This is a genomic window from Kribbella sp. VKM Ac-2566, assembly GCF_004366005.1.
Lineage (GTDB): Bacteria > Actinomycetota > Actinomycetes > Propionibacteriales > Kribbellaceae > Kribbella > Kribbella pratensis.
In genome coordinates this window covers 452,052-470,501 of the sequence record NZ_SODT01000011.1, presented here as the reverse complement: position 1 = coordinate 470,501, position 18,450 = coordinate 452,052, and the positions used below count along the sequence as shown (strand labels likewise).

Annotated in this window: 18 protein-coding genes; 7 read left to right on the top strand and 11 right to left on the bottom strand. The window is 68.7% G+C overall.

Annotated features, from left to right (window positions below; all coding sequences use genetic code 11):
• Window positions 1-11: 11 nt before the first annotated feature.
• From EV647_RS25015 to glgC, 5 genes are read right to left on the bottom strand one after another with little or no spacing between them, the layout of a single operon-like run.
• Entirely contained in the window at window positions 12-419 is a 408-nt protein-coding gene (locus tag EV647_RS25015; RefSeq protein WP_134006859.1) for a RidA family protein, read from the bottom strand.
• The gene (locus EV647_RS25010; RefSeq protein WP_134006857.1) at window positions 416-1,918 is read right to left on the bottom strand and encodes a 2-hydroxymuconic semialdehyde dehydrogenase; all 1,503 of its coding nucleotides are present in this window, start codon (window positions 1,916-1,918) and stop codon (window positions 416-418) included. The genes EV647_RS25015 and EV647_RS25010 overlap by 4 nt, the downstream gene beginning before the upstream one ends.
• Window positions 1,915-3,213, bottom strand: coding sequence for an NAD(P)/FAD-dependent oxidoreductase (locus tag EV647_RS25005; RefSeq protein ID WP_134006855.1), 1,299 nt, complete (start codon window positions 3,211-3,213; stop codon window positions 1,915-1,917). Before EV647_RS25005 ends, EV647_RS25010 begins: the two co-directional genes overlap by 4 nt.
• Window positions 3,210-4,445 carry a kynureninase gene (gene kynU, locus EV647_RS25000; RefSeq protein ID WP_134006852.1) on the bottom strand — a complete coding sequence of 412 codons (1,236 nt, stop codon included), beginning with the start codon at window positions 4,443-4,445 and terminating at the stop codon, window positions 3,210-3,212. Before kynU ends, EV647_RS25005 begins: the two co-directional genes overlap by 4 nt.
• The gene (gene glgC / locus EV647_RS24995; protein WP_134006850.1) at window positions 4,442-5,701 is read right to left on the bottom strand and encodes a glucose-1-phosphate adenylyltransferase; all 1,260 of its coding nucleotides are present in this window, start codon (window positions 5,699-5,701) and stop codon (window positions 4,442-4,444) included. The genes kynU and glgC overlap by 4 nt, the downstream gene beginning before the upstream one ends.
• A gap of 64 nt (window positions 5,702-5,765) precedes the next feature.
• On the opposite strand from glgC, the gene EV647_RS24990 reads away from it, so the two are divergent.
• The 3 genes from EV647_RS24990 (at window position 5,766) to EV647_RS24980 (ending at window position 8,460) form a co-directional block, all read left to right on the top strand.
• Window positions 5,766-6,311 (top strand): GNAT family N-acetyltransferase, encoded by a 546-nt coding sequence (locus EV647_RS24990; protein WP_134006848.1) that lies wholly within the window; start codon window positions 5,766-5,768, stop codon window positions 6,309-6,311.
• Between the two features lie 19 nt (window positions 6,312-6,330).
• Window positions 6,331-7,488 (top strand): glycogen synthase, encoded by a 1,158-nt coding sequence (gene glgA / locus EV647_RS24985; protein ID WP_134006846.1) that lies wholly within the window; start codon window positions 6,331-6,333, stop codon window positions 7,486-7,488.
• Window positions 7,489-7,605: 117 nt separating this feature from the next.
• A complete protein-coding gene (locus tag EV647_RS24980) occupies window positions 7,606-8,460 on the top strand; it encodes an oxidoreductase (protein ID WP_134006844.1) in 855 nt (284 codons plus the stop codon).
• Between the two features lie 53 nt (window positions 8,461-8,513).
• On the opposite strand, the gene EV647_RS24975 is transcribed toward EV647_RS24980, so the two are convergent.
• The gene (locus EV647_RS24975; protein ID WP_134006842.1) at window positions 8,514-9,065 is read right to left on the bottom strand and encodes a TetR/AcrR family transcriptional regulator; all 552 of its coding nucleotides are present in this window, start codon (window positions 9,063-9,065) and stop codon (window positions 8,514-8,516) included.
• Between the two features lie 79 nt (window positions 9,066-9,144).
• On the opposite strand from EV647_RS24975, the gene EV647_RS24970 reads away from it, so the two are divergent.
• On the top strand, window positions 9,145-10,131 hold the full coding sequence (locus EV647_RS24970; RefSeq protein ID WP_134006840.1) for an alpha/beta hydrolase: 987 nt from the start codon (window positions 9,145-9,147) through the stop codon (window positions 10,129-10,131).
• A 3-nt stretch (window positions 10,132-10,134) separates the two neighbouring features.
• On the opposite strand, the gene EV647_RS24965 is transcribed toward EV647_RS24970, so the two are convergent.
• Window positions 10,135-11,586, bottom strand: a complete 1,452-nt coding sequence (locus tag EV647_RS24965; RefSeq protein ID WP_238177376.1) for a M17 family metallopeptidase — start codon at window positions 11,584-11,586, stop codon at window positions 10,135-10,137.
• Between the two features lie 202 nt (window positions 11,587-11,788).
• A complete protein-coding gene (locus tag EV647_RS24960; RefSeq protein ID WP_012923066.1) occupies window positions 11,789-11,956 on the bottom strand; it encodes a DUF3117 domain-containing protein in 168 nt (55 codons plus the stop codon).
• Between the two features lie 176 nt (window positions 11,957-12,132).
• Between EV647_RS24960 and EV647_RS24955 the strand changes: the two genes are divergently transcribed.
• From EV647_RS24955 to EV647_RS24945, 3 genes are all read left to right on the top strand, one after another.
• Window positions 12,133-12,951, top strand: coding sequence for a PaaX family transcriptional regulator C-terminal domain-containing protein (locus EV647_RS24955; protein WP_134006838.1), 819 nt, complete (start codon window positions 12,133-12,135; stop codon window positions 12,949-12,951).
• Window positions 12,952-12,983: 32 nt separating this feature from the next.
• Window positions 12,984-13,790, top strand: a complete 807-nt coding sequence (locus EV647_RS24950) for an enoyl-CoA hydratase/isomerase family protein (protein WP_134006836.1) — start codon at window positions 12,984-12,986, stop codon at window positions 13,788-13,790.
• A gap of 74 nt (window positions 13,791-13,864) precedes the next feature.
• On the top strand, window positions 13,865-15,982 hold the full coding sequence (locus EV647_RS24945; protein WP_134006834.1) for an alpha/beta hydrolase-fold protein: 2,118 nt from the start codon (window positions 13,865-13,867) through the stop codon (window positions 15,980-15,982).
• A 191-nt stretch (window positions 15,983-16,173) separates the two neighbouring features.
• On the opposite strand, the gene EV647_RS24940 is transcribed toward EV647_RS24945, so the two are convergent.
• The 3 genes from EV647_RS24940 to EV647_RS24930 are packed head-to-tail and all read right to left on the bottom strand — an operon-like array spanning window position 16,174 to window position 18,418.
• Window positions 16,174-16,734, bottom strand: coding sequence for a DNA-3-methyladenine glycosylase I (locus EV647_RS24940; RefSeq protein WP_134006832.1), 561 nt, complete (start codon window positions 16,732-16,734; stop codon window positions 16,174-16,176).
• Window positions 16,731-17,204, bottom strand: a complete 474-nt coding sequence (locus tag EV647_RS24935; protein WP_134006830.1) for an SRPBCC family protein — start codon at window positions 17,202-17,204, stop codon at window positions 16,731-16,733. The genes EV647_RS24940 and EV647_RS24935 overlap by 4 nt, the downstream gene beginning before the upstream one ends.
• The gene (locus EV647_RS24930; RefSeq protein ID WP_238177408.1) at window positions 17,204-18,418 is read right to left on the bottom strand and encodes a DivIVA domain-containing protein; all 1,215 of its coding nucleotides are present in this window, start codon (window positions 18,416-18,418) and stop codon (window positions 17,204-17,206) included. The genes EV647_RS24935 and EV647_RS24930 overlap by 1 nt, the downstream gene beginning before the upstream one ends.
• Between the last annotated feature and the right edge of the window lie 32 nt (window positions 18,419-18,450).

Sequence of the window (18,450 nt, the reverse complement as noted above, 5' to 3'; positions counted from 1 at the left end):
CTACTCCTCCCTCAATGTTGCGGGATCGCCGCAACAGCCTGGATCTCGATCAGCAGCTGGGGATGCGGCAGCTGATGTACTGCGACGGTCGTGCGCGCCGGACCCGACTCGTCGAAGAATTCGCCGTACACCTCGTTGTACCCCCCGAAGTCGTTCATCGACACCAGGTACGTCGTCACGCTGACGAGGTCCTCCAACCCGGCCCCCACCGCCCCGAGCACGTCCCGGATGTTCTCCAGCACCGCCCGCGTCTGCAACCGGATGTCCAGCTCGACAGTGCCCATCGCATCCACCGAGGCGCCCGCGATCGAGTTGTCCGGCCGCCGGCTCGACGTCCCCGAAACGAACGCGAACCCACCAGAAACCTTCACATGCGGAAACCGCCCCCGCGGCGTCGCCTTCCCGGGCACAACCGTCATGTGAGCTCCACGCAGACGTTCGTGGTTTCGGTATAGAAGTCCACTGAATGGCGTCCACCCTCGCGACCGACGCCCGACAACTTCACCCCGCCGAAGGGCGTGCGGAGATCGCGGAGGAACCAGGTGTTGATCCAGCACAACCCCACATCAAGCGCTGCACCGGCCCGATGCGCCCGGCCGACGTCGCGGGTCCAGACGGTGGCCGCCAGCCCGTAGTCGGAGGAGTTGGCGAGGGCGTAGGCCTCTTCCTCGGTGTCGAAGGGGGCGATGTGGCAGATCGGACCGAAGATCTCCTCGCGGTTCGTCCGAGCATCCGCGGGCAGGCCGGTGACAACTGTTGGTTGTATGTAGCAACCGCCGTCGCGGGCGTCACCGAACGTCGGTACACCGCCACCTGCCAGTACGTCGGCGCCTTCAGCCCGCGCGAGGTCGTAGTACGACATGACCTTGTCGCGGTGCTGTTTCGAGATGAGCGGCATGTTCATTGTGGCCTCGTCGGCCGGCCAGCCGTAGGTGAGTTCGTCGGCTCGACCTGCCAGGCGTTCGGTGAACTGCTCGAAGATCGGGCGTTCGACGTACAGACGTTCCGTGCACAAGCAGACCTGCCCGCCGTTCGTGAAGACCGACCGGACCGACCCCTCCACTGCGGCGTCGAGATCGCAGTCGGCGAAGATCAGCCCCGCGTTCTTCCCGCCGAGCTCGAAGGACACCGCCTTGACCCGGTCCGCGGCCACCTTCGCGATCGCCGTACCGGTCGCGGACTCGCCGGTGAACGTGATCGCGTCCACGCCCGGATGCCGAGTGAGGTACTCCCCCGCCGACGACGGCCCGAACCCGTGCACCAGGTTGAAGACGCCATCAGGTACGCCGGCCTCGGCCATCACCTCGGCGAGGACGGTCGCCGACGACGGCGTCTCCTCGGACGGCTTCACCACCACCGCGTTGCCGCAGGCAAGCGCCGGCGCGACCTTCCACGTGAGCAGCAGCAGTGGAAGATTCCACGGTACGACGATCGCCACCACACCGACCGGTTTCCGCATGGCGTAGTTCAACGCCCGGCGCCCGTCCGGGAGCACGGTCGTGTACGACTCGGTCGGCACCGTCGTCGCGAAATCCGCGAACGCACGGAAGTTGGCCGCACCGCGCGGGATGTCCAGCGTGCGCGCCTGGCTGATCGACTTCCCGGTGTCACCGACCTCCGCCGCCACCAGATCCTCGAACCGCCGCTCCAGCCCGTCCGCGACCCGCCGCAGTACGACGGCCCGCTCCTGTTCGCTCATCCGCCCCCACGGACCACTCAGCGCCCGCCGAGCCGCGGCAACCGCCGCGTCCACAGTCGACTCGTCCGCCTCACAGACATCGAAGATCTGCTGTCCCGTCACCGGCGAGATCTTCGCGAACCGCGAAGCACTCTCCACAAACGTTCCGCCGACGAAATGCCGCAGCAACCCCACGGAGGTGGGCTGCCCGGTCAACAGCGAAGGCGACCACAGGCTCACCGTCGTCGCCTCCGAACAAGTCCGAGCAGGACCCCGGCCGACGCAACCGCCGCAGCGCCGAGCAGCTGGTGCTGGCGGTGCACTCGGCGCTGAACTTCGGCGTACGGCGTGGTTGAGAACGACACGAGCTCATAGCGGGAGACGTACGTGCCGGGGAGGAGCCGTTCCAGGAGATGCTCGACGCGTTTCTGGAGGCGGAAGACCGGGGAGGCGACCTTGTCGCGCATCTCGACGAAGTTCGCGAGGGCCATCTCGGCGATCGCCTCGGTGTTCTCGCGCCGTCGGGTCTCGAACAGCGGCAGTGCGCGCGCCCACGAGCCGCCCGTGTCGTCCAGGCAGCGATCCAGCTCGACGACGTCCTCGAAGGCACAGTTCGCGCCTTGCCCGTAGAACGGCACGATCGCGTGCGCCGCGTCGCCGAGCAACGCCGTACGTCCATGGGCCTGCCACGGCAGCGTGTGCACCGTCCCGAGGACGCCGACCGGGTTGTTGAGATAGTCGTCGACCAGGTCCGGCGCCAACGGCAACAGATCCGGATAGTTCACGCGGAAGTGCTCCTCGATGGCGGTCGTCGACGTGAGCGCGTCGAACGACCCGGCCGGCCAGAACAGCGTGCAGGTGAACGAGCGGTCGGGGTTCGGCAGCGCGATCATCATCGACGTACCACGCGGCCAGATGTGCAGCGCGCCGGGATCCAGCGCGAACTCACCGGACGCCGCCGGGATCGACAACTCCTTGTACCCGTAGTCGAGGAAGTCCACGTCCTCCGCGACGATGCCCTCGGCAAGCAATTGCTCGCGCACCGCGGATCCGGCGCCGTCGGCGCCCAGCACCACGTCCGCCGCGACCGAAACCTTCCCGGACGGCGTCGCGAACACCATCTGACCGGCAGCCGAGTCCAGCTCCACCAAACGGTGCTCGAACTCCACCGACACGCCCGGAGCAGCCGACGCCGCCGACAGCAATGCGTTGTTCAGCGCGCCCCGGCTGATCGAGTTGATCGCCCGGTCCCCGGACGCCGAGTACGCCTGGAAGTCCAGCGGCCCCGACACCGGATGGATCATCCGGCCCTTCATCGGCAACGCGTCTGCCATCACCTCGTCGACCAGGCCGATCCGCCGCAAGGCGTCCAGGCCGCGCTCGGAGATCGCAAGGTTGATCGACCGGCCGCGTTCCTCCTGCGAGACCCGAGGATCCGGGCGCCGCTCGTACAGCGTCACGGTCAGGCCACGGCGCGCGAGGAAGCACGCAAGCAGCGAACCGGTCAGCCCTGCACCGACGATCGCGACCTTCATGCCATCACCTCGGCCAACGCCGTTCCGGCCCGCCAGCAGTCGTGGTACGTCGAGTACAACGGCACCGGCGCGAACCGCAGGACGTCGGGCTCCCGCGAGTCCGCGATCACGCCGTACTCGAACCGAAGCTGCCGCGACAGCTCACCGGCTCCACGCACCCGCACGGACAACTGGGCACCACGTCGGGCCGGATCGGCCGGTGTGATGATCTCCGCCGTCCCGGCGAGCAGTTTCTCCAGGTACGCCGTCAACCGCACACTCCGCTCCCGTAGTACCTCGATGCCGATCTTGTCGAAGATCTCCAGCGATGTCCGCACCGGGCTCATTGAGAAGATCGGCGGGTTCGACACCTGCCACGCGTCCGCGGTCGCCGGCGGCCGGGACTCCGGTGTCATCTCGAACCGCGTCTTCGCGTCGGTGCTCCACCAGCCCTCGAACCGCGGCAGGTCCGCACCGAGATGCCGCTCGTGCACGAAGGCACCGGCGATCGCGCCCGGCCCGGAGTTCAGGTACTTGTACGAGCACCACGCGGCGAAGTCCACGTCCCAGTCGTGCAACGCGAGCGGCACGTTCCCGGCCGCGTGCGCGAGGTCCCACCCGACGATCGACCCGGCCGCATGACCGGCCTTCGTGATCGTGGGAATGTCCATCAGCTCACCGGTCAGGTAGTTCACGCCACCCAGCAGCACGAGCGCCACGTCGCCACCGAGCTGCTCGACGACATCCGCCGTACGCAGACTGTGCTCCCCCGGTCGCGGACGTAGCCGGATCACCGCGTCCTCCGCGTCGTACCCGTGGAACGCGACCTGCGACCGTACGGCGTAACTGTCCGAGGGGAACGCCGAGTCCTCGATGACGATCCGGTGCCGGGACCGTGTCGGACGGTAGAACGACACCATCAGCAGGTGCAGGTTGACGGTGAGCGTGTTCATCACGACCGTCTCGCTCGGCAACGCTCCGACGAGCCGCGCCGCCGGACCGGTCAGCAGCTCGTGGTACGGCAACCAGGGCCGGGCAGCGTCCAGATGCCCTTCGACCCCGAGCGCTGCCCACGAGTCCAGGTCCTCGAGCAGCTCCGAGCGGGTCGCCTTCGGGCGCAGGCCGAGCGAGTTCCCGGCGAAGTACGCGACCTCCGGGTAGTCGCCTCCCTGCGCGGGCGGTACGTCGAACAGCTCCCGGTGCCCTGGGTCCGCGGCATCGAGTTCCAGTGCCCCCGTCTCGGAAGGGGTCACGCCTCGGCAACCTCGTCGGCGGCGGCCTTCGGCGCCTCGATCACCTGCCCCTTGCCGAGCACCGTCACGCCGCCCTTGGACACCGTGAACCCGCGCTCCCGGTCGTAGTCCTGGTCGACGCCGATCTCGGTACCGTCCGGGATCACGATGTTCTTGTCCAGGATCACGTTCTTCAGTACGACGTCCTTGCCGATCTTGCAGTTGTCCATGATCACGGAGTACCGGATGTCCGCGCCGGCGCTGACGATCACGTTCGACCCGAGCACCGAGTGGTCGACGTGCGCGCCGGACACGATCGAGCCCTGGCAGACGATCGACTCGCCGACCGTCGCGTCGTCGGTGAACTTCGCCCCGGGCAGTTGCGGGTGCGAGGTGAAGATCGGCCAGTCGTTGTTGTAGAGGTTGAACACCGGCTGGATCGACACCAGGTCCATGTGCGCCTCGTGGTACGAGTCCAGCGACCCGACGTCCCGCCAGTACGAGCGGTCCCGGTCGAGGGCGCCCGGTACGTCGTTGTCCTTGAAGTCGTAGACGCCCGCCTTGCCCTCGGCAACGAGCATCGGGACGATGTCGCCGCCCATGTCGTGCCGCGAGGCCGGGTCGGCGGCGTCCTTGCGCAGCGCCTCGACCAGTACGTCCCGGCTGAACACGTAGTTGCCCATCGACGCGAACGTCTCGTCCGGCGAGTCCGGCAGTCCCGGCGGGTCGGCCGGCTTCTCCAGGAACTCCTCGATCGTGTGCCCGTTCGCGGCGGTCTTGATCACGCCGAACTCGCTCGCCTCGACCCGCGGTACCCGGATACCGGCCACCGTCACGCCGTTGCCGCGCTCGATGTGCGCGGCGACCATCTGCGACGCGTCCATCCGGTACACGTGGTCGGCGCCGAAGACCACGATGATGTCGGGCTGGAAGTCGTCGATCAGGTTCATCGACTGGTAGATCGCGTCCGCGCTGCCCTGGTACCACTGCGGGCCGAGCCGCTGCTGGGCGGGCACACAACTGACGAAGTTGCCGAGCAGGGTGGACATTCGCCAGGTCACCGTCACGTGCCGGTCCAGTGAGTGCGACTTGTACTGCGTCAGCACGAACAGGTTCCGGATGCCGGCGTTGACCAGGTTGGACAGCACGAAGTCGATCAGGCGATAACTGCCGCCGAACGGCACGGCCGGTTTGGCCCGGTCCGCCGTCAGCGGCATCAACCGCTTCCCCTCGCCACCGGCCAGCACGATTCCGAGAACTCTGGGCGCCTTTGCCATGTCCGCACCTTAGCTCCGACGACCCGCGGACATAAGCGTTTGCGCGCGTCGCAACACTGGAAGGATGCCGATCCTCGTCGTACCGACCACTGCCGTTCACCGATCGTTTCTCGCGGCCTGGGACGAGCTCGGTCCGGATCATGAGCGGTGGATGGGTGCGCGGTCGATCGCCGGCGCCGAGGAGGAGTGGACCCGCGCGCAGGCCGCGGATCCCGCCGAGTTCGCCCGCCTGGTCGACGCGATCAGGGCGGAGGCCGAGCCGGAGACCGAACTGGCGGCCGGTCTCGTGCACCAGACCGTGCTGTGGTTCGTGGACGGCGTCGAGTTCCTCGGCCGGCTCTCGATCCGCCACGACCTGACGCCGGCGCTCACCGAGGTCGGCGGGCACATCGGGTACTGCGTCCGCCCGTCGGCCCGGCGGCGCGGGTACGCGACCCAGATGCTCACCCAGTCGCTCCCGATCGCCGGCGCACTCGGCATCGAGCCCGCACTCGTCACCTGCGACGTGGACAACACCGCGTCGCGCAAGGCGATCGAGGCAGCTGGTGGCGAACTGGAAGACGAACGACACGGAAAGCTGCGCTTCTGGGTGCCGACACACGTGTCCTGATGACCTAGGGTCGGAGCTTATGAAGGTCGCCATCCTGACGCGTGAGTTTCCTCCGGACGTGTACGGCGGGGCGGGGGTGCACGTGGACTTCCTGGTCCGCGAACTGCGCCGGCTGATCGACGTCGACGTACAGTGCATGGGCGAGCCCCGGAAAGGCGCGACCGCGCATTCCGAGGACGACCCGCGGATCCCGAACGCGAACGCGGCGCTGCGCATCCTCTCCACCGACCTGACCATGACCGCGGCCGTCGGGGCGGCGGACCTGGTGCACTCGCACACCTGGTACGCGAACATGGCGGGGCATTGGGCCAAGCTGCTGTACGACGTACCGCATGTGGTGACCGCGCACTCGCTGGAGCCGCGCCGGCCGTGGAAGGCCGAGCAACTGGGCGGTGGGTACCGGCTGTCGAGCTGGGCCGAGCGGACGGCGTACGAGGCGGCCGATGCGGTCGTCGCGGTGAGCCGCGGGATGCGGACCGACGTCCTCGACTGCTATCCGTCGATCGACCCGGCCAAGGTGCACGTGATCTCGAACGGGATCGACGCGGACTTCTACCGGCCGGATCCGTCGACGCACGTGCTCGAGCGGCTCGGCGTCGACCTGAACCGTCCGTACGTGACGTTCGTCGGCCGGATCACCCGGCAGAAGGGCGTGCCGCACCTGCTCCGGGCGGGGCTGCGTCTGGACCCGTCCGTGCAGCTCGTGCTGCTGGCCGGTGCCGCCGACACGGTCGAACTGAAGGCCGAGACCGACGTGCTGATCAACGACCTGAAACTGGCCCGCGACGGTGTGTTCGTGGTCTCCGAGATGCTGCCGCGGGAAGATGTCCGGCAGGTGCTGACGCACGCGCTGGCGTTCTGCTGCCCGTCGATCTACGAGCCGCTCGGCATCGTCAACCTGGAGGCGATGGCCTGTGAGACCGCGGTCGTCGCGAGTGCGGTCGGCGGTATCCCCGAGGTCGTCGACGACGGCGTGACCGGCACCCTGGTCCCGTACGACGAGAGCGACCCGGACGCCTTCGAGCGTGGTCTCGCGGACGGGATCAACGCGCTGGTCGACGATCCTTCGCGAGCTGACGCGATGGGTAAGGCCGGGCGGCGCCGCGCGGTCTCCGAGTTCGGCTGGGACGCCGTCGCCCAACGCACCGTCGAGCTGTACAACAGCCTGCTCGGGTAGCCAGACCGGCAATCGCCTCCCACGGTAGACCGGGTACGCCGCCGCAGCCTGGGTCCTGTCACTCCCAGGAACAGCGAGGCACTCCCTGTTCCGCGCGCGCCGACGAACAGTGGAGACATGACGAACTCAACCATCACCCTCGCCGAGGACCTGACCATCACCCGGATGGGGTACGGCGCGATGCAACTCGCCGGCCCCGGCGTCTTCGGACCGCCCAAGGACCGCGACCAGGCGATCGCCGTACTGCGGGAAGCCGTCGCACTCGGCGTCACCCACATCGACACCAGCGACTTCTACGGACCGACCGTGGTCAACGAGATCATCAAGGAGGCGCTGCACCCGTACCCGGAGGACCTGGTCCTGGTCACCAAGGTCGGCGCCCGGCGCGGCGACGACTCCTCGTGGATCCCGGACCTCTCACCGGACGCGCTGCGAGCCCAGGTCCACGACAACCTCGATCACCTCGGCCTCGACGTACTCGACGTGGTCAACCTCCGCAGCATGGCGCACGAAGGCCACAGCGAGGAGTCGATCGCGGAGTCGTTCACCACGCTGGCCGAGCTCCAGCAGCAGGGCCTGATCAAGCACCTCGGCCTGAGCAGCGTGACGATCCCGCAGATCCGCGAGGCGCAGGCGATCGCGCCGATCGTGACCATCCAGAACCTGTACAACCTGGTGAACCGCGATGACGACGACGTGGTCGAGTACGCCGCGGAACACAACATCGCGTTCGCGTCGTTCTTCCCGCTCGGCGGATTCACCCCGCTGCAGTCCGAGACGCTGGCGAAGGTCGCCGCCCGTCTGGACGCCACCCCACAGCAGGTCGCCCTCGCCTGGCTCCTCCAGCGCTCCGCAACCAGCGTCGTCATCCCCGGCACGTCGTCCCTGGCCCACCTCCGCGAGAACGTCGCCGCGCGAGACCTCGTCCTCCCCGCCGACGCCATCACCGAACTCGACACGATCGGCGCCTGATCCCCGCTCTCCGGAACTTTCTGCCGCCTGGCGCAAATAAATGTTCCGGAGAGCTAGCGGAGTTCGCGCTGGAGCATCTGGATGAGGGCGTCGACGTCGGACTCGACCATCGGTTCGCCCGTCATACCCATCCGGTGCAGCAGGGTGCCGATGACGACGTCGATGAAGAACAGTACCCGCTGCTCGGACAGACCGAGCACCTCGGTGAGCACCTGGCGGTACGGGTCCTGGAGCTGCGTGGAAAGGATCTCGCGCAGGCCGGGATCGCCGATCGCGTCGGTGAACACCCCGGCGAACGCCGCCGCGACCCCAGGCTCCGCGATCCGCCGCGCGCCGAATCGGACCGCGGCGGCCAGGTCCTCCTCGCGATCACGGCCTGCCAACGGGAGGGGGCCGAAGGCATCCACCAGGCAGGCGGTGACAAGCGCGCCCTTGGACGGCCAGCGCCGGTAGATCGTCGTCTTCGCGATCCCGGCCGCCGCGGCGATCCGGTCGACCGTGGCCCGCGTGTATCCGAGCTCGTGCACCGTCCGCAGCGTCGCCGCGAACACCTCCGCGTCGACGCTGGAACGGGGCCGGCCGGGCGGCCGCGACGGGGAAGCCATCGGCACAGCATAGCGAGTTATGCTACCGTCGGTATCGATACTAGTCGTAGCGAAACCCGCAACGTCAGGACGATGCCCGATGCTCAAGACCGCCACCACCACCCCCGCCACCCCGCACCGGCCTCCGCTCGGCATCCGGTTGGTGTACTCCCTGCGCAAGGAGCCCGACTACCAGACGATGTCGCCTGCGGACCTCGTGAAGTTCGGCGAGACCCAGAGCCGCATCGTCAACTCCCGCCTCGCCCGCCTCATCACCGGCCGTCCGCACGCAGGCGTCACGATCGACTGGCAACAGGTCCCGCTCGCGGACCGTACGCTCCGCGTCCGGGTTCACCGGCCGAAGCACGCAAGAGCGCGCAACCTTCCGCTGGTACTTCACGTGCACGGCGGCGGCTACACCGGGACAGCTGTGCAGTGCGACTGGATCAACAGCCACATCGCCGCACGGGCATCGGCTGTGGTCGTGTCCGTCGAGCACCGGCTGATGAACCACGAGACCCCGCTCGCGGCGATCGTCGACGACGGTTGGGACGTCCTACGGTATGTCTTCCAGCACGCCAACGAATGGGGGATCGACCCGTCCCGGGTGGCACTCGCCGGCGAGAGCGCGGGCTCGATGGTGGCAGCTCTGTCCGCACTACGAGCCCGCGACACGGGCCTGTCGCTACGGGCCCAGGTGCTCATCAACCCGTGCGTCGACGTGACCTCAACCGCGCTCGACTACGAGTCCGCGACCCAGTACGCCGACACGCCGACACTCACCCGCGCCGGAATCGAGTTCTTCCGGCAACTCGCCGTACCGGAAGGAACCGACGCGCGAGCACTGTCACCGCGGTACGCCGACTTGGCCGGGCTGCCTCCCGCGCTGGTGGTGATCCCGGTCCTCGACCCGGTCGCAGACCACGGCCGGTTGTACGCCGATCAACTCCGAGCCGCAGGCACTGCCGTCCAGGTGAGCGAGTACCCCAAGGCCGGCCACGCCTTCATCAGCCTCCCCGGCCTAGTACCCCAAGCCAAGCCGGCCCGCGACCGAATCATCAACTTCCTCTGCACGCAGTTCCGTTAGTTGCTACAAGATTCCGGACGTCGGGGTGTCGGAGGCGAGCCAGGTGCTGAGCAGGCGGGCGCCGGCGCCGGTTGCGCCGGCGGAGTACTCGAAGCGGTCGGCCGGGGACTCCGCGATGGACGACAGGTCGAGGTGCGCCCAGGGAACGTCGCCGGTGAACGCCTTCAGGAACAGGGCTGCGGTGATCGAGCCCGGGCCCTTCGAGCTGTTCACCGAGTCGGCGATCGGCGTCGAGATCAGGTCCTCGTACTCGGCCGGCAGCGGCATCCGCCACAGTTCCTCGCCGGACACCCGGCCGGCGTCCACGAGGTTGTCCGCCAGTGCGTCGTCGGTCGCGAACATCCCGCCGTACAGCATCGCGCCGAGCGACACCTTGATCGCGCCGGTCAGCGTGGCGATGTCGACGAGTACGTCGGGCTTCAGCTCCTGCACGGCGTACGCGAGCCCGTCGGCGAGCACCAGGCGGCCCTCGGCGTCGGTGTTCTTCACCTCGGTGGTGCGGCCGCCGAAGTGCCGGATCACGTCGTCCGGGCGGTACGCCGTACCGGACGGCATGTTCTCCGCGGCGCACACCAGGCCGGTCACGCGGACGTTGGTGCCGAGGTCACGCAGCGCCGACATCGTGGCGATCACCGAGCCGCCGCCGGTCATGTCGCGCTTCATCGACACCATGCCGTCGCGCGGCTTCAGCGACAGGCCGCCGGTGTCGTAGGTGATGCCCTTGCCGACAAGCACGACGTACGGCGTCTTCTTCGTCGCGCCCTTCGGCACGTAGTCGAGCCGGATCAGCCGCGGCGGGCGGGTCGAGCCCTGGCCGACCGCGAGGATGCCGCCGAACCCGTCCGCGGCGAGCTTCTGCTCGTCCCAGACCGTCACCTCGAGACCGGTCGCGGCGGCCACCTCGGTCGCCCGCGCGGCCAGCCAGGACGGGTCCTTCTCGTTCGACGGGACAATCGCGAGCTGTCGCGCCAGCCAGCCGGTGCGCCCGATCACGACACCGCGGTCGATCACCGGCTGCCGGGTGTCCGCCGTTCCATCGGTCAGCGTGACGGTGCCGACGGCAGGCTTGCCCGCGTCGACCGTCTTCTGTGTGTACGAGAACGAGCCGAGCACGACGCCCTCGGCGAACGCCTGCAGCGCCGCGTCATCGATGCCCTCGGCAACGACAGTGGTGAGCTCGTCCTTGCCGCGCCCGAATCGCGCGATCGCCGCACCGGCGTGTCGCAGCTCCTTGGCGCTCCCCGCACCGGCCCCGACCAGCAGGATCTCGGTCACCTCACCGGTCAGCAACGGGTACGCCGCGGTCGCACCGGCGGACGGGGTGAACCCGGTCGCGCGCTGCACCTCGAGCAGCCGGTCGAGGTCGACGCCGAGCCGCCCGCCGGCCTCCTTCGCGGCGGCCGGCAAACCGTTCTCCTCGCCGACGGCGACAACCCACGTCGACGATCCGTGCACCGGCAGACCCGGCTGCCACGCGACAACCGGAAGACTGGGAAAAGGAGACGCACTGCTGCGGCGAGCCACTGGGTCGAACCTCACTGTTTGATCAGATAGAAGCTGCACAACCGTAACGACCCCGGCCGGTGCCGCAAAGAGGCACCCACCGGGGTCGGAATGATGTAGGCAGGGGGCGAGCTGACACCCCCGGAGGATGTGATCAGCCGACGACGGCCTTCAGTGCGTTGCCGAGCTCGGTCGCTTCGTCGGCGTTGAGCTCGACGACGAGCCGACCGCCGCCCTCGAGCGGAACCCGCATCACGATCCCGCGGCCCTCCTTGGTGACCTCGAGCGGACCATCGCCCGTCCGCGGCTTCATCGCCGCCATGCGCGCACCCCTTCCCAGTGTCGGTGTTGAGCGACGACACCGCGCGGGGGACCGTCGCCGGCGCCGTTGCGGTGATGCGCCGTCGGCGCGTATCGCAGTGTGTATCGGTGTGTGTCAGCCCCCATTATTCCCGATCACAGGCCAGAGCCGTGCACCATACGGCAGACTCGAGTCTTGTGCACGCCCGTTCAGCCCTCTTCGACCTGTACGGCGACCACCTGCGCGCGCGAGGTGCGCAGGCTCCGGTCGCGGCTCTCGTCCGGCTGCTCGCACCGCTCGGGGTCCACCCGCCAGCGGTGCGGACCGCCGTGTCCCGCATGGTCCGGCAGGGCTGGCTGGAGCCTGCCCGGATCGACGGCCAGCCCGGATATGCGCTGACGTCCCGGGCGCGTCGCCGGCTCGACGACGCCGCCGCCCGGATCTACCGGACCGCGCCGGACGGCACCCCGGTGGCGACCGGTTCCGAAGGGCCGGGCGACTGGGACCGGCACTGGCACCTGGGCATTCTCCGCGAGGTCCCGAACGCCCGTCGCCGCGAGCAGTTGGCGAGCCAACTTTCCTTTCTGGGTTGGGCTCCGCTGTCCGACGGCGCCTGGGTCGGACTGCGCAACGACGCCGAGGTGGACCAGATCCTCGGCGTGGAGGGCATCGCCGCGGACCGGTTCCGGGCCCCGATCGACGCCGGTGCGGTCGAGTTCGCCCGGCGGGTCTGGAAACTCGACGAGCTCGGCGCGTCGTACGACGCCTGGCTGATCGAGGCGAAGGCCCTCGTGGACGCCGCCGGCACGGAGACGAGCGACGAGCAGGCGTTCGCCGTACGGTCGGAACTGGTGCACGAGTGGCGCAAGTTCCTGTTCCGGGATCCGGGGCTTCCGGACGAGCTGCTGCCGGCCGACTGGTCGGGCACGAAGGCGGCCGCGTTCTTCGATTTCCATGCGGAACGATTGGGCCCCGCGGCCGGGCGTTTCGTCGACGACTGCCTGACACAGCACTGAAAATCTCACTGACAGTCAAGGAGTTGACCACGATGAGTGATCCCGCCCACCATGCAGTCACGTACGCCGTAGGTGCGGAGGGTGTCGCGACCATCACGCTCAATCGGCCGGACGCGATGAACGCGCTCGACACGCCGACCAAGGTGCTGCTCCGTGACACGGTCCGGGCCGCTGCCGACGATCCGGACGTGCGGGTCGTCGTTCTGACCGGGACCGGCCGGGCGTTCTGCGTCGGGCAGGACCTGAAGGAGCACATCGGGTTGCTGCAGGCAAACGATCAGGCTGCGCTGTGGAGCACGGTGCCGGACCACTTCGCGCCGATCGCGCTCGCGCTCGCGGAGATGCCGAAGCCGGTGATCGCGGCGGTGAACGGCGTGGCGGCCGGGGCCGGCGCGTCGATGGCGTTCGCGTGCGACTTCCGGATCGTGGCCGACACCGCGGGCTTCAACCTCGCCTTCACCGGCATCGCACTGTCCTGCGACACCGGAATCTCGTGGACCCTCCCCCGCTTGATCGGCCACGCGAAGGCACTCGAACTGCTCTACTTCCCCCGCACCGTGCCCGCTGCCGAATCCCTCGACCTCGGCCTGGCCACCTCGGTCGTCCCCGCCGCGGACCTGCAGACCGCGGCCGCTGAGCTGGCCGCCAAACTCGCAGCCGGCCCCACCGTCGCGTACGGCGCCGTCCGCCAGTCCCTCGGTTACTCGGCAAGCCACACCCTCGCCGAAGCCCTGGTCTTCGAGGCCGGCAAGATGCAACTCACCGGCTCCACCGAGGACCACCACAACGCAGTCGCCTCCTTCGTAGCCAAACAAAAACCCACCTTCACCGGCCGCTAACCGCCCCGCGCCCCTGGATGCACCCTCTCCGCCAGCTCTTGTAATCGTTTACGTAAGCGATTACAACCTGACGTGTGAGGAAACTGCTGCTGCCTGTCCTGACCGCTGCCACGCTCGTCGGGAGTCTCGTCGTCCCCGGATCCACTGCCGCGCCGACCGCCGAGCCGGGTGTCGTCAAGCCGGCCGCCGTGCGGTCCGCGACGCTCGGTGAGGACATCAACTACAACGTCTACCTGCCCGCCGGGTACGACACATCGGACCGGCGCTACCCGGTCATCTACCTGCTGCACGGGCGCGGCGACTCGATGAGCGCGTGGACGCAGGTCAAGAGCCGCCTGGACGAGCTGATCGGCGGCGGCGAGATCCCGCCGACGATCGCGATCATGCCGGACGCGCCGTGGAGCAGCCGCGCCAGCTGGTACGTCGACTCGGCGTACCAAGGCACCGATCCGGGACGACCGGTCGAGACCGCGTTCTTCAAGGATCTCGTGCCGCAGATCGACGCGACGTACCGCACGATCGCGGACCGCACCGGCCGGGCGATCGCCGGCTACTCGATGGGCGGCGCCGGCGCGCTCCGCTACTCGCTGGCGCACCCGGAGATCTTCGGCGCGGCGATCGCCCTCAGCCCGGCCGTGTACTTCCCGTTGCCGCCGAGCGATTCGAGCACCCGCGATTTCGGTGCCTTCGGCAAGGGCAAGGACCCGTTCGTCGAGTCGACGTACCTGAAGCTGAACTGGCCGGTCACGCTGAACTCGTTCGCGGCGACCGGGCTGCAGTCGCATCTGTTCCTCGCGGTCGGCGACGACGAGTACAAGAACCCGAAGCCGATCGATGCCACGCACGACCTCGACTTCGAGACGCACGTGGTGTTCAACCAGGCGGCGCGGGTGCCGACCCTCACCTCGGAGTTCCGGGTCGTCGACGGCGGGCACGACTGGGACGTCTGGGGGCCGACGTTCGCCGAGGGCGCGAAGTACATCTTCCAGTACCTCGGGAAGCCGCCCGCCACACCGATGCAGGCCGCGATCACCGGTACGGCGGGCGAGGACCGTGCCGGCGGGATCGCAACAGATGCCTCAGGCAACGTTTTCCAGGCGGTCGCCGCGGCGGGCGCGCTGGACGAGCAGCCGTACGCCGGGGGCACGGATGTCGCGCTGATCAAGTACCGCGCCGACGGGTCACGCGAGTGGACACGATCGCTGGGGACCGCCGGGACGGAACGCGCGTACGGCGTTGCTGTGGACTCGGACGGGCGGGTCGTGGTGACCGGTTACACGAACGGGGATCTGGACGGCGCGCATGCGGGGAACGCCACGGACGATGCGTTCGCGGCGCAGTACGACGCCGACGGGAATCGCCGCTGGCTCACGCAGTTCGGCGTACCGGGGGTGGCGGATCGGAGCTACTCGCCGGCGGTCGACGGGACCGCGGTGTACGTCGGCGGCTATACGAAGGGCGCTCTGGGCGGAGCGAATCAGGGCGACAAGGACGTGTTCGTTGCGCGGCTCGATGCCAACGGGAAGCAGGTGTGGTTGCGGCAGACCGGCAGCGCGGGCGAGGACAAGGGCATGTCCGTCGCGGTCTCCGGCGGCGCGGTCTATCTCGCCGGGATGACGGCCGGCGAACTCGGTACGTCGGCCGGCGGCATCGACGGTTTCCTCGCGCGCTACTCGGCCGACGGCGATCCGGTGTGGACGAAACAGTTCGGCACCGCTGCGTCCGACGAGGTGTGGGGCGTCGCACCGGATCCGGCGGGAGGTGTCTGTCTGACCGGCTACACGGCAGGCGATTTTGCGGGCAGGTTGATCGGCGACAAGGACATCCTGGTCGCTCGTGCCGACGCGGACGGCGTACTGACGTGGCGGGACCAGTTCGGCACGACCGGCAACGACAAGGGCGCCGTGGTCGCGGTTGATGCGGGCGGTGCGCTGTACGTCGGCGGCTTCACGGACGGATCGTTGGCGACCCCACTGGGCAAGTTCGACGGCGTACTGACGAAGTACTCGCCCGACCACGCGCGCAGCTGGACGCGACAGTTCGGTACGGCGGACGACGACGCGGCAGATGCTTACGCCGAAGCGAATCTGTACCTCACCACCACCTCCGCCGGCACCCAACTTTCCGGTCTGACCGGAACCGACGTGTTCCGGACAACCTTCACCACGGACGGTGTGAACCAGCATCCGTAGAACGTTTGGTGGGCTCCACGACCGCGTTCCGGCCGGGCGAGTCACGGCCGGACAACCACCTGACAGTCGGGGAGCCCGCTGAACACCTCATCACGTTCAGTGCCCGAAGCACAACTCGTTCAGCCGTTTGTCTTTTGTTTCCGCCAAAGTTCCTTTTGCATCTGCAAAAGGCTTCTGCACGTGCACGCGGATTACCGGGCTATACAGGTCTTCAAGTGGTCGTTCACGATGCCTGTGGCCTGCATCAAGGCGTACGCCGTGGTGGGTCCGACGAAGACGAAACCCTTCTTCTTCAAGGCCTTCGACATCGCCACGGACTCCGGCGTCGTGGCCGGTACGTCGGCCGGCGTCTTCGGGGCCGTGTGCTTCGCCGGCCGGAAAGACCAGAGCAGGTCGGTGAACTCGCCTTCGGCCAGGTCGAGCAGCGCGCGGGCGTTGGAGATCGTCGCGTTGATCTTCAACCGGTTACGGACGATGCCCGGATCGGCCATCAGGCGCTCGAAGTCGGCGTCGTCGTACTTCGCGATCGTCTCCGGATCGAAGTGCGCGAACGCGGCGCGGAAGTTCTCCCGTTTGCGCAGGATCGTGATCCACGACAGGCCCGACTGGAACCCCTCGAGGGTCAGGCGCTCGAACAGCGCGACATCGTTGCGGATCTCCTTGCCCCACTCGGTGTCGTGATATTCGACGTACTCCGGTGCGGACGTCGCCCATCCGCAGCGCGGCTGCCCGTCCGGTCCGACGACCGTCATGCGTCGGCCTCCTTGACGAGCCGCTTGAGTGAGATCCGCATCATCGCTTCGAACGCCGGGCGCACCACCGGCCAGGCGAACGCACCCAGTCGACCGAGCGGCGGTACGACGTCCTCGGACCAGGTGAACGTGCTGCCCGGGACCGATGTCCCGCGGTCGCTGAGCACTGTCGGCTCGATGGCGAACGTCCCGGTGCCGCGGACGAGCTTGCCGAGATGCTTCACCGTGCACTCGCGCGGTGGATCCCAGTGTGTGATGACCATGTCGTCAGTGAACCCGACGCCACCGACAGAAGTCCGCGCCGCGACTCCCCCACCGACGCCGACGCCGCCGTTCTCGGTTCCCCAGACGCGGGTGAACAGCATCCAGCGGGACTGGCGCTCCCAGTCCATCGCCACGTCCCAGGCGACCTCAGGCGCCAGCCGCAACTCGACCGACGCCTCCGCGTGACAGCTCCTCGTCGCGTCCATCAGCTGGGGCGCTGGTACGCCCCTTCACCCTGCTGATCCGCAGGCGGCCAGAACCGCCACCCCTCCTCGTTCCCGTCGTCCCCGGCAGCCCCATTACCTTCCGCCTGCGGCGTCTCGGGCCGAGCCTGCTCCTGGGTCTGCGGCTGAGCCTGCTCCGGCCTCTGCGGCTGAGTCTGCTCCGGCCCCTGCGGCTGGGTCTGCTCCTGGGCCTCCTGCGGCGGCTGCTGTGTCCAGTGCGTGGCAGGCGGCTCTACGGAAGCTTCTGCGGGAGCTGCGTCCTGTTGGGGCTCCTGAGCGGGGGGCTGCTGAGCGGGGGTTTGCTGATGCGGGGCGGGCTTGCGGCGCGGGGTCACGGGCTGGGACTGAGCTTCGAGTACGGCGCGGGCCTCGGCCTGCAGGCGCTCGTACTCCTCTGCTGCTGCCTGGACCGCCCGCGGCAGCTCAGTCGTCTCATGCTCGTCGTCCTCCTCGCCACCCGACGAGGAAGCACCCGAATCCACGGGCACGACAGACGACGCACTGTCCGCAGCCTCCGACGCCTCGGCCGCCGCGAGCGACTCCGCAGCACCATCAGACCGCAAAGACTCAACTCCCCCGGCAGACCCGACCACCCCGGCAGGTCCCGCCGACCCGACGACCCCTGCGGACTCAGCGGCGTGCGCGGATCCGGCGGCTCCCGCAGCTCCCCCAGCTCCTGCGGCTCCTGCAACTCCCGCAGCTCCTGCGACTCCCGCGGCTCCGGCGGACTCCGGCGGATCGCTGGGCCCGGCGGTGTCCTCTGCGCCGGTCGGGTCGGTGGGCTCGTCTGCCGACTTGGGCCGGGTGACGGGGTCGGGCCCGCCGACCAGGATCGGTGGCTGTGTGCCGGTGTCCTCGAACTCGGCCGGGTCGTACGGACGGGAGCTGAACCCGTGCCCGTCCGGCGCCTCGACGATCGGCGCGACAGCACGCTCCAGGTCGGCGATCCGGCGGTCGCGCTCGGCGACCTCCTTCGCGACCCGTTCGAGCAGCGTGTCGACCTCGTCCATCCGGTAGCCGCGCACCCCGACCGCGAACCGCGCCGACTCGATATCGGTCGACGTGAGCGCCTGCCGCGCCGGCACGGTCATGTCGGGCCGGTCGTCGTACGCCGTACTCATGGCACCCCAACGACCCGAGGCCACTACCGCGACAGCCCCGATCAACAGCACCACGATCAGCCCGAAGAACCACATCACGGGACCGATCGTGCCATGCCGGACGAGTC

Bases quoted from the DNA above. Each gene is read 5' to 3' on its own strand.
- EV647_RS24960 (WP_012923066.1), bottom strand. From the start codon at position 11,956: ATGGCGGCGATGAAGCCGCGGACGGGCGATGGTCCGCTCGAGGTCACC.
- EV647_RS25005 (WP_134006855.1), bottom strand. From the start codon at position 3,213: ATGAAGGTCGCGATCGTCGGTGCAGGGCTGACCGGTTCGCTGCTTGCG.
- EV647_RS24930 (WP_238177408.1), bottom strand. From the start codon at position 18,418: ATGTGGTTCTTCGGGCTGATCGTGGTGCTGTTGATCGGGGCTGTCGCG.
- EV647_RS25015 (WP_134006859.1), bottom strand. From the start codon at position 419: ATGACGGTTGTGCCCGGGAAGGCGACGCCGCGGGGGCGGTTTCCGCAT.
- EV647_RS24950 (WP_134006836.1), top strand. From the start codon at position 12,984: ATGAGTGATCCCGCCCACCATGCAGTCACGTACGCCGTAGGTGCGGAG.
- glgA (WP_134006846.1), top strand. From the start codon at position 6,331: ATGAAGGTCGCCATCCTGACGCGTGAGTTTCCTCCGGACGTGTACGGC.
- EV647_RS24980 (WP_134006844.1), top strand. From the start codon at position 7,606: ATGACGAACTCAACCATCACCCTCGCCGAGGACCTGACCATCACCCGG.
- EV647_RS24970 (WP_134006840.1), top strand. From the start codon at position 9,145: ATGCTCAAGACCGCCACCACCACCCCCGCCACCCCGCACCGGCCTCCG.
- EV647_RS24975 (WP_134006842.1), bottom strand. From the start codon at position 9,065: ATGGCTTCCCCGTCGCGGCCGCCCGGCCGGCCCCGTTCCAGCGTCGAC.
- EV647_RS24990 (WP_134006848.1), top strand. From the start codon at position 5,766: ATGCCGATCCTCGTCGTACCGACCACTGCCGTTCACCGATCGTTTCTC.
- glgC (WP_134006850.1), bottom strand. From the start codon at position 5,701: ATGGCAAAGGCGCCCAGAGTTCTCGGAATCGTGCTGGCCGGTGGCGAG.
- EV647_RS24935 (WP_134006830.1), bottom strand. From the start codon at position 17,204: ATGGACGCGACGAGGAGCTGTCACGCGGAGGCGTCGGTCGAGTTGCGG.
- EV647_RS24940 (WP_134006832.1), bottom strand. From the start codon at position 16,734: ATGACGGTCGTCGGACCGGACGGGCAGCCGCGCTGCGGATGGGCGACG.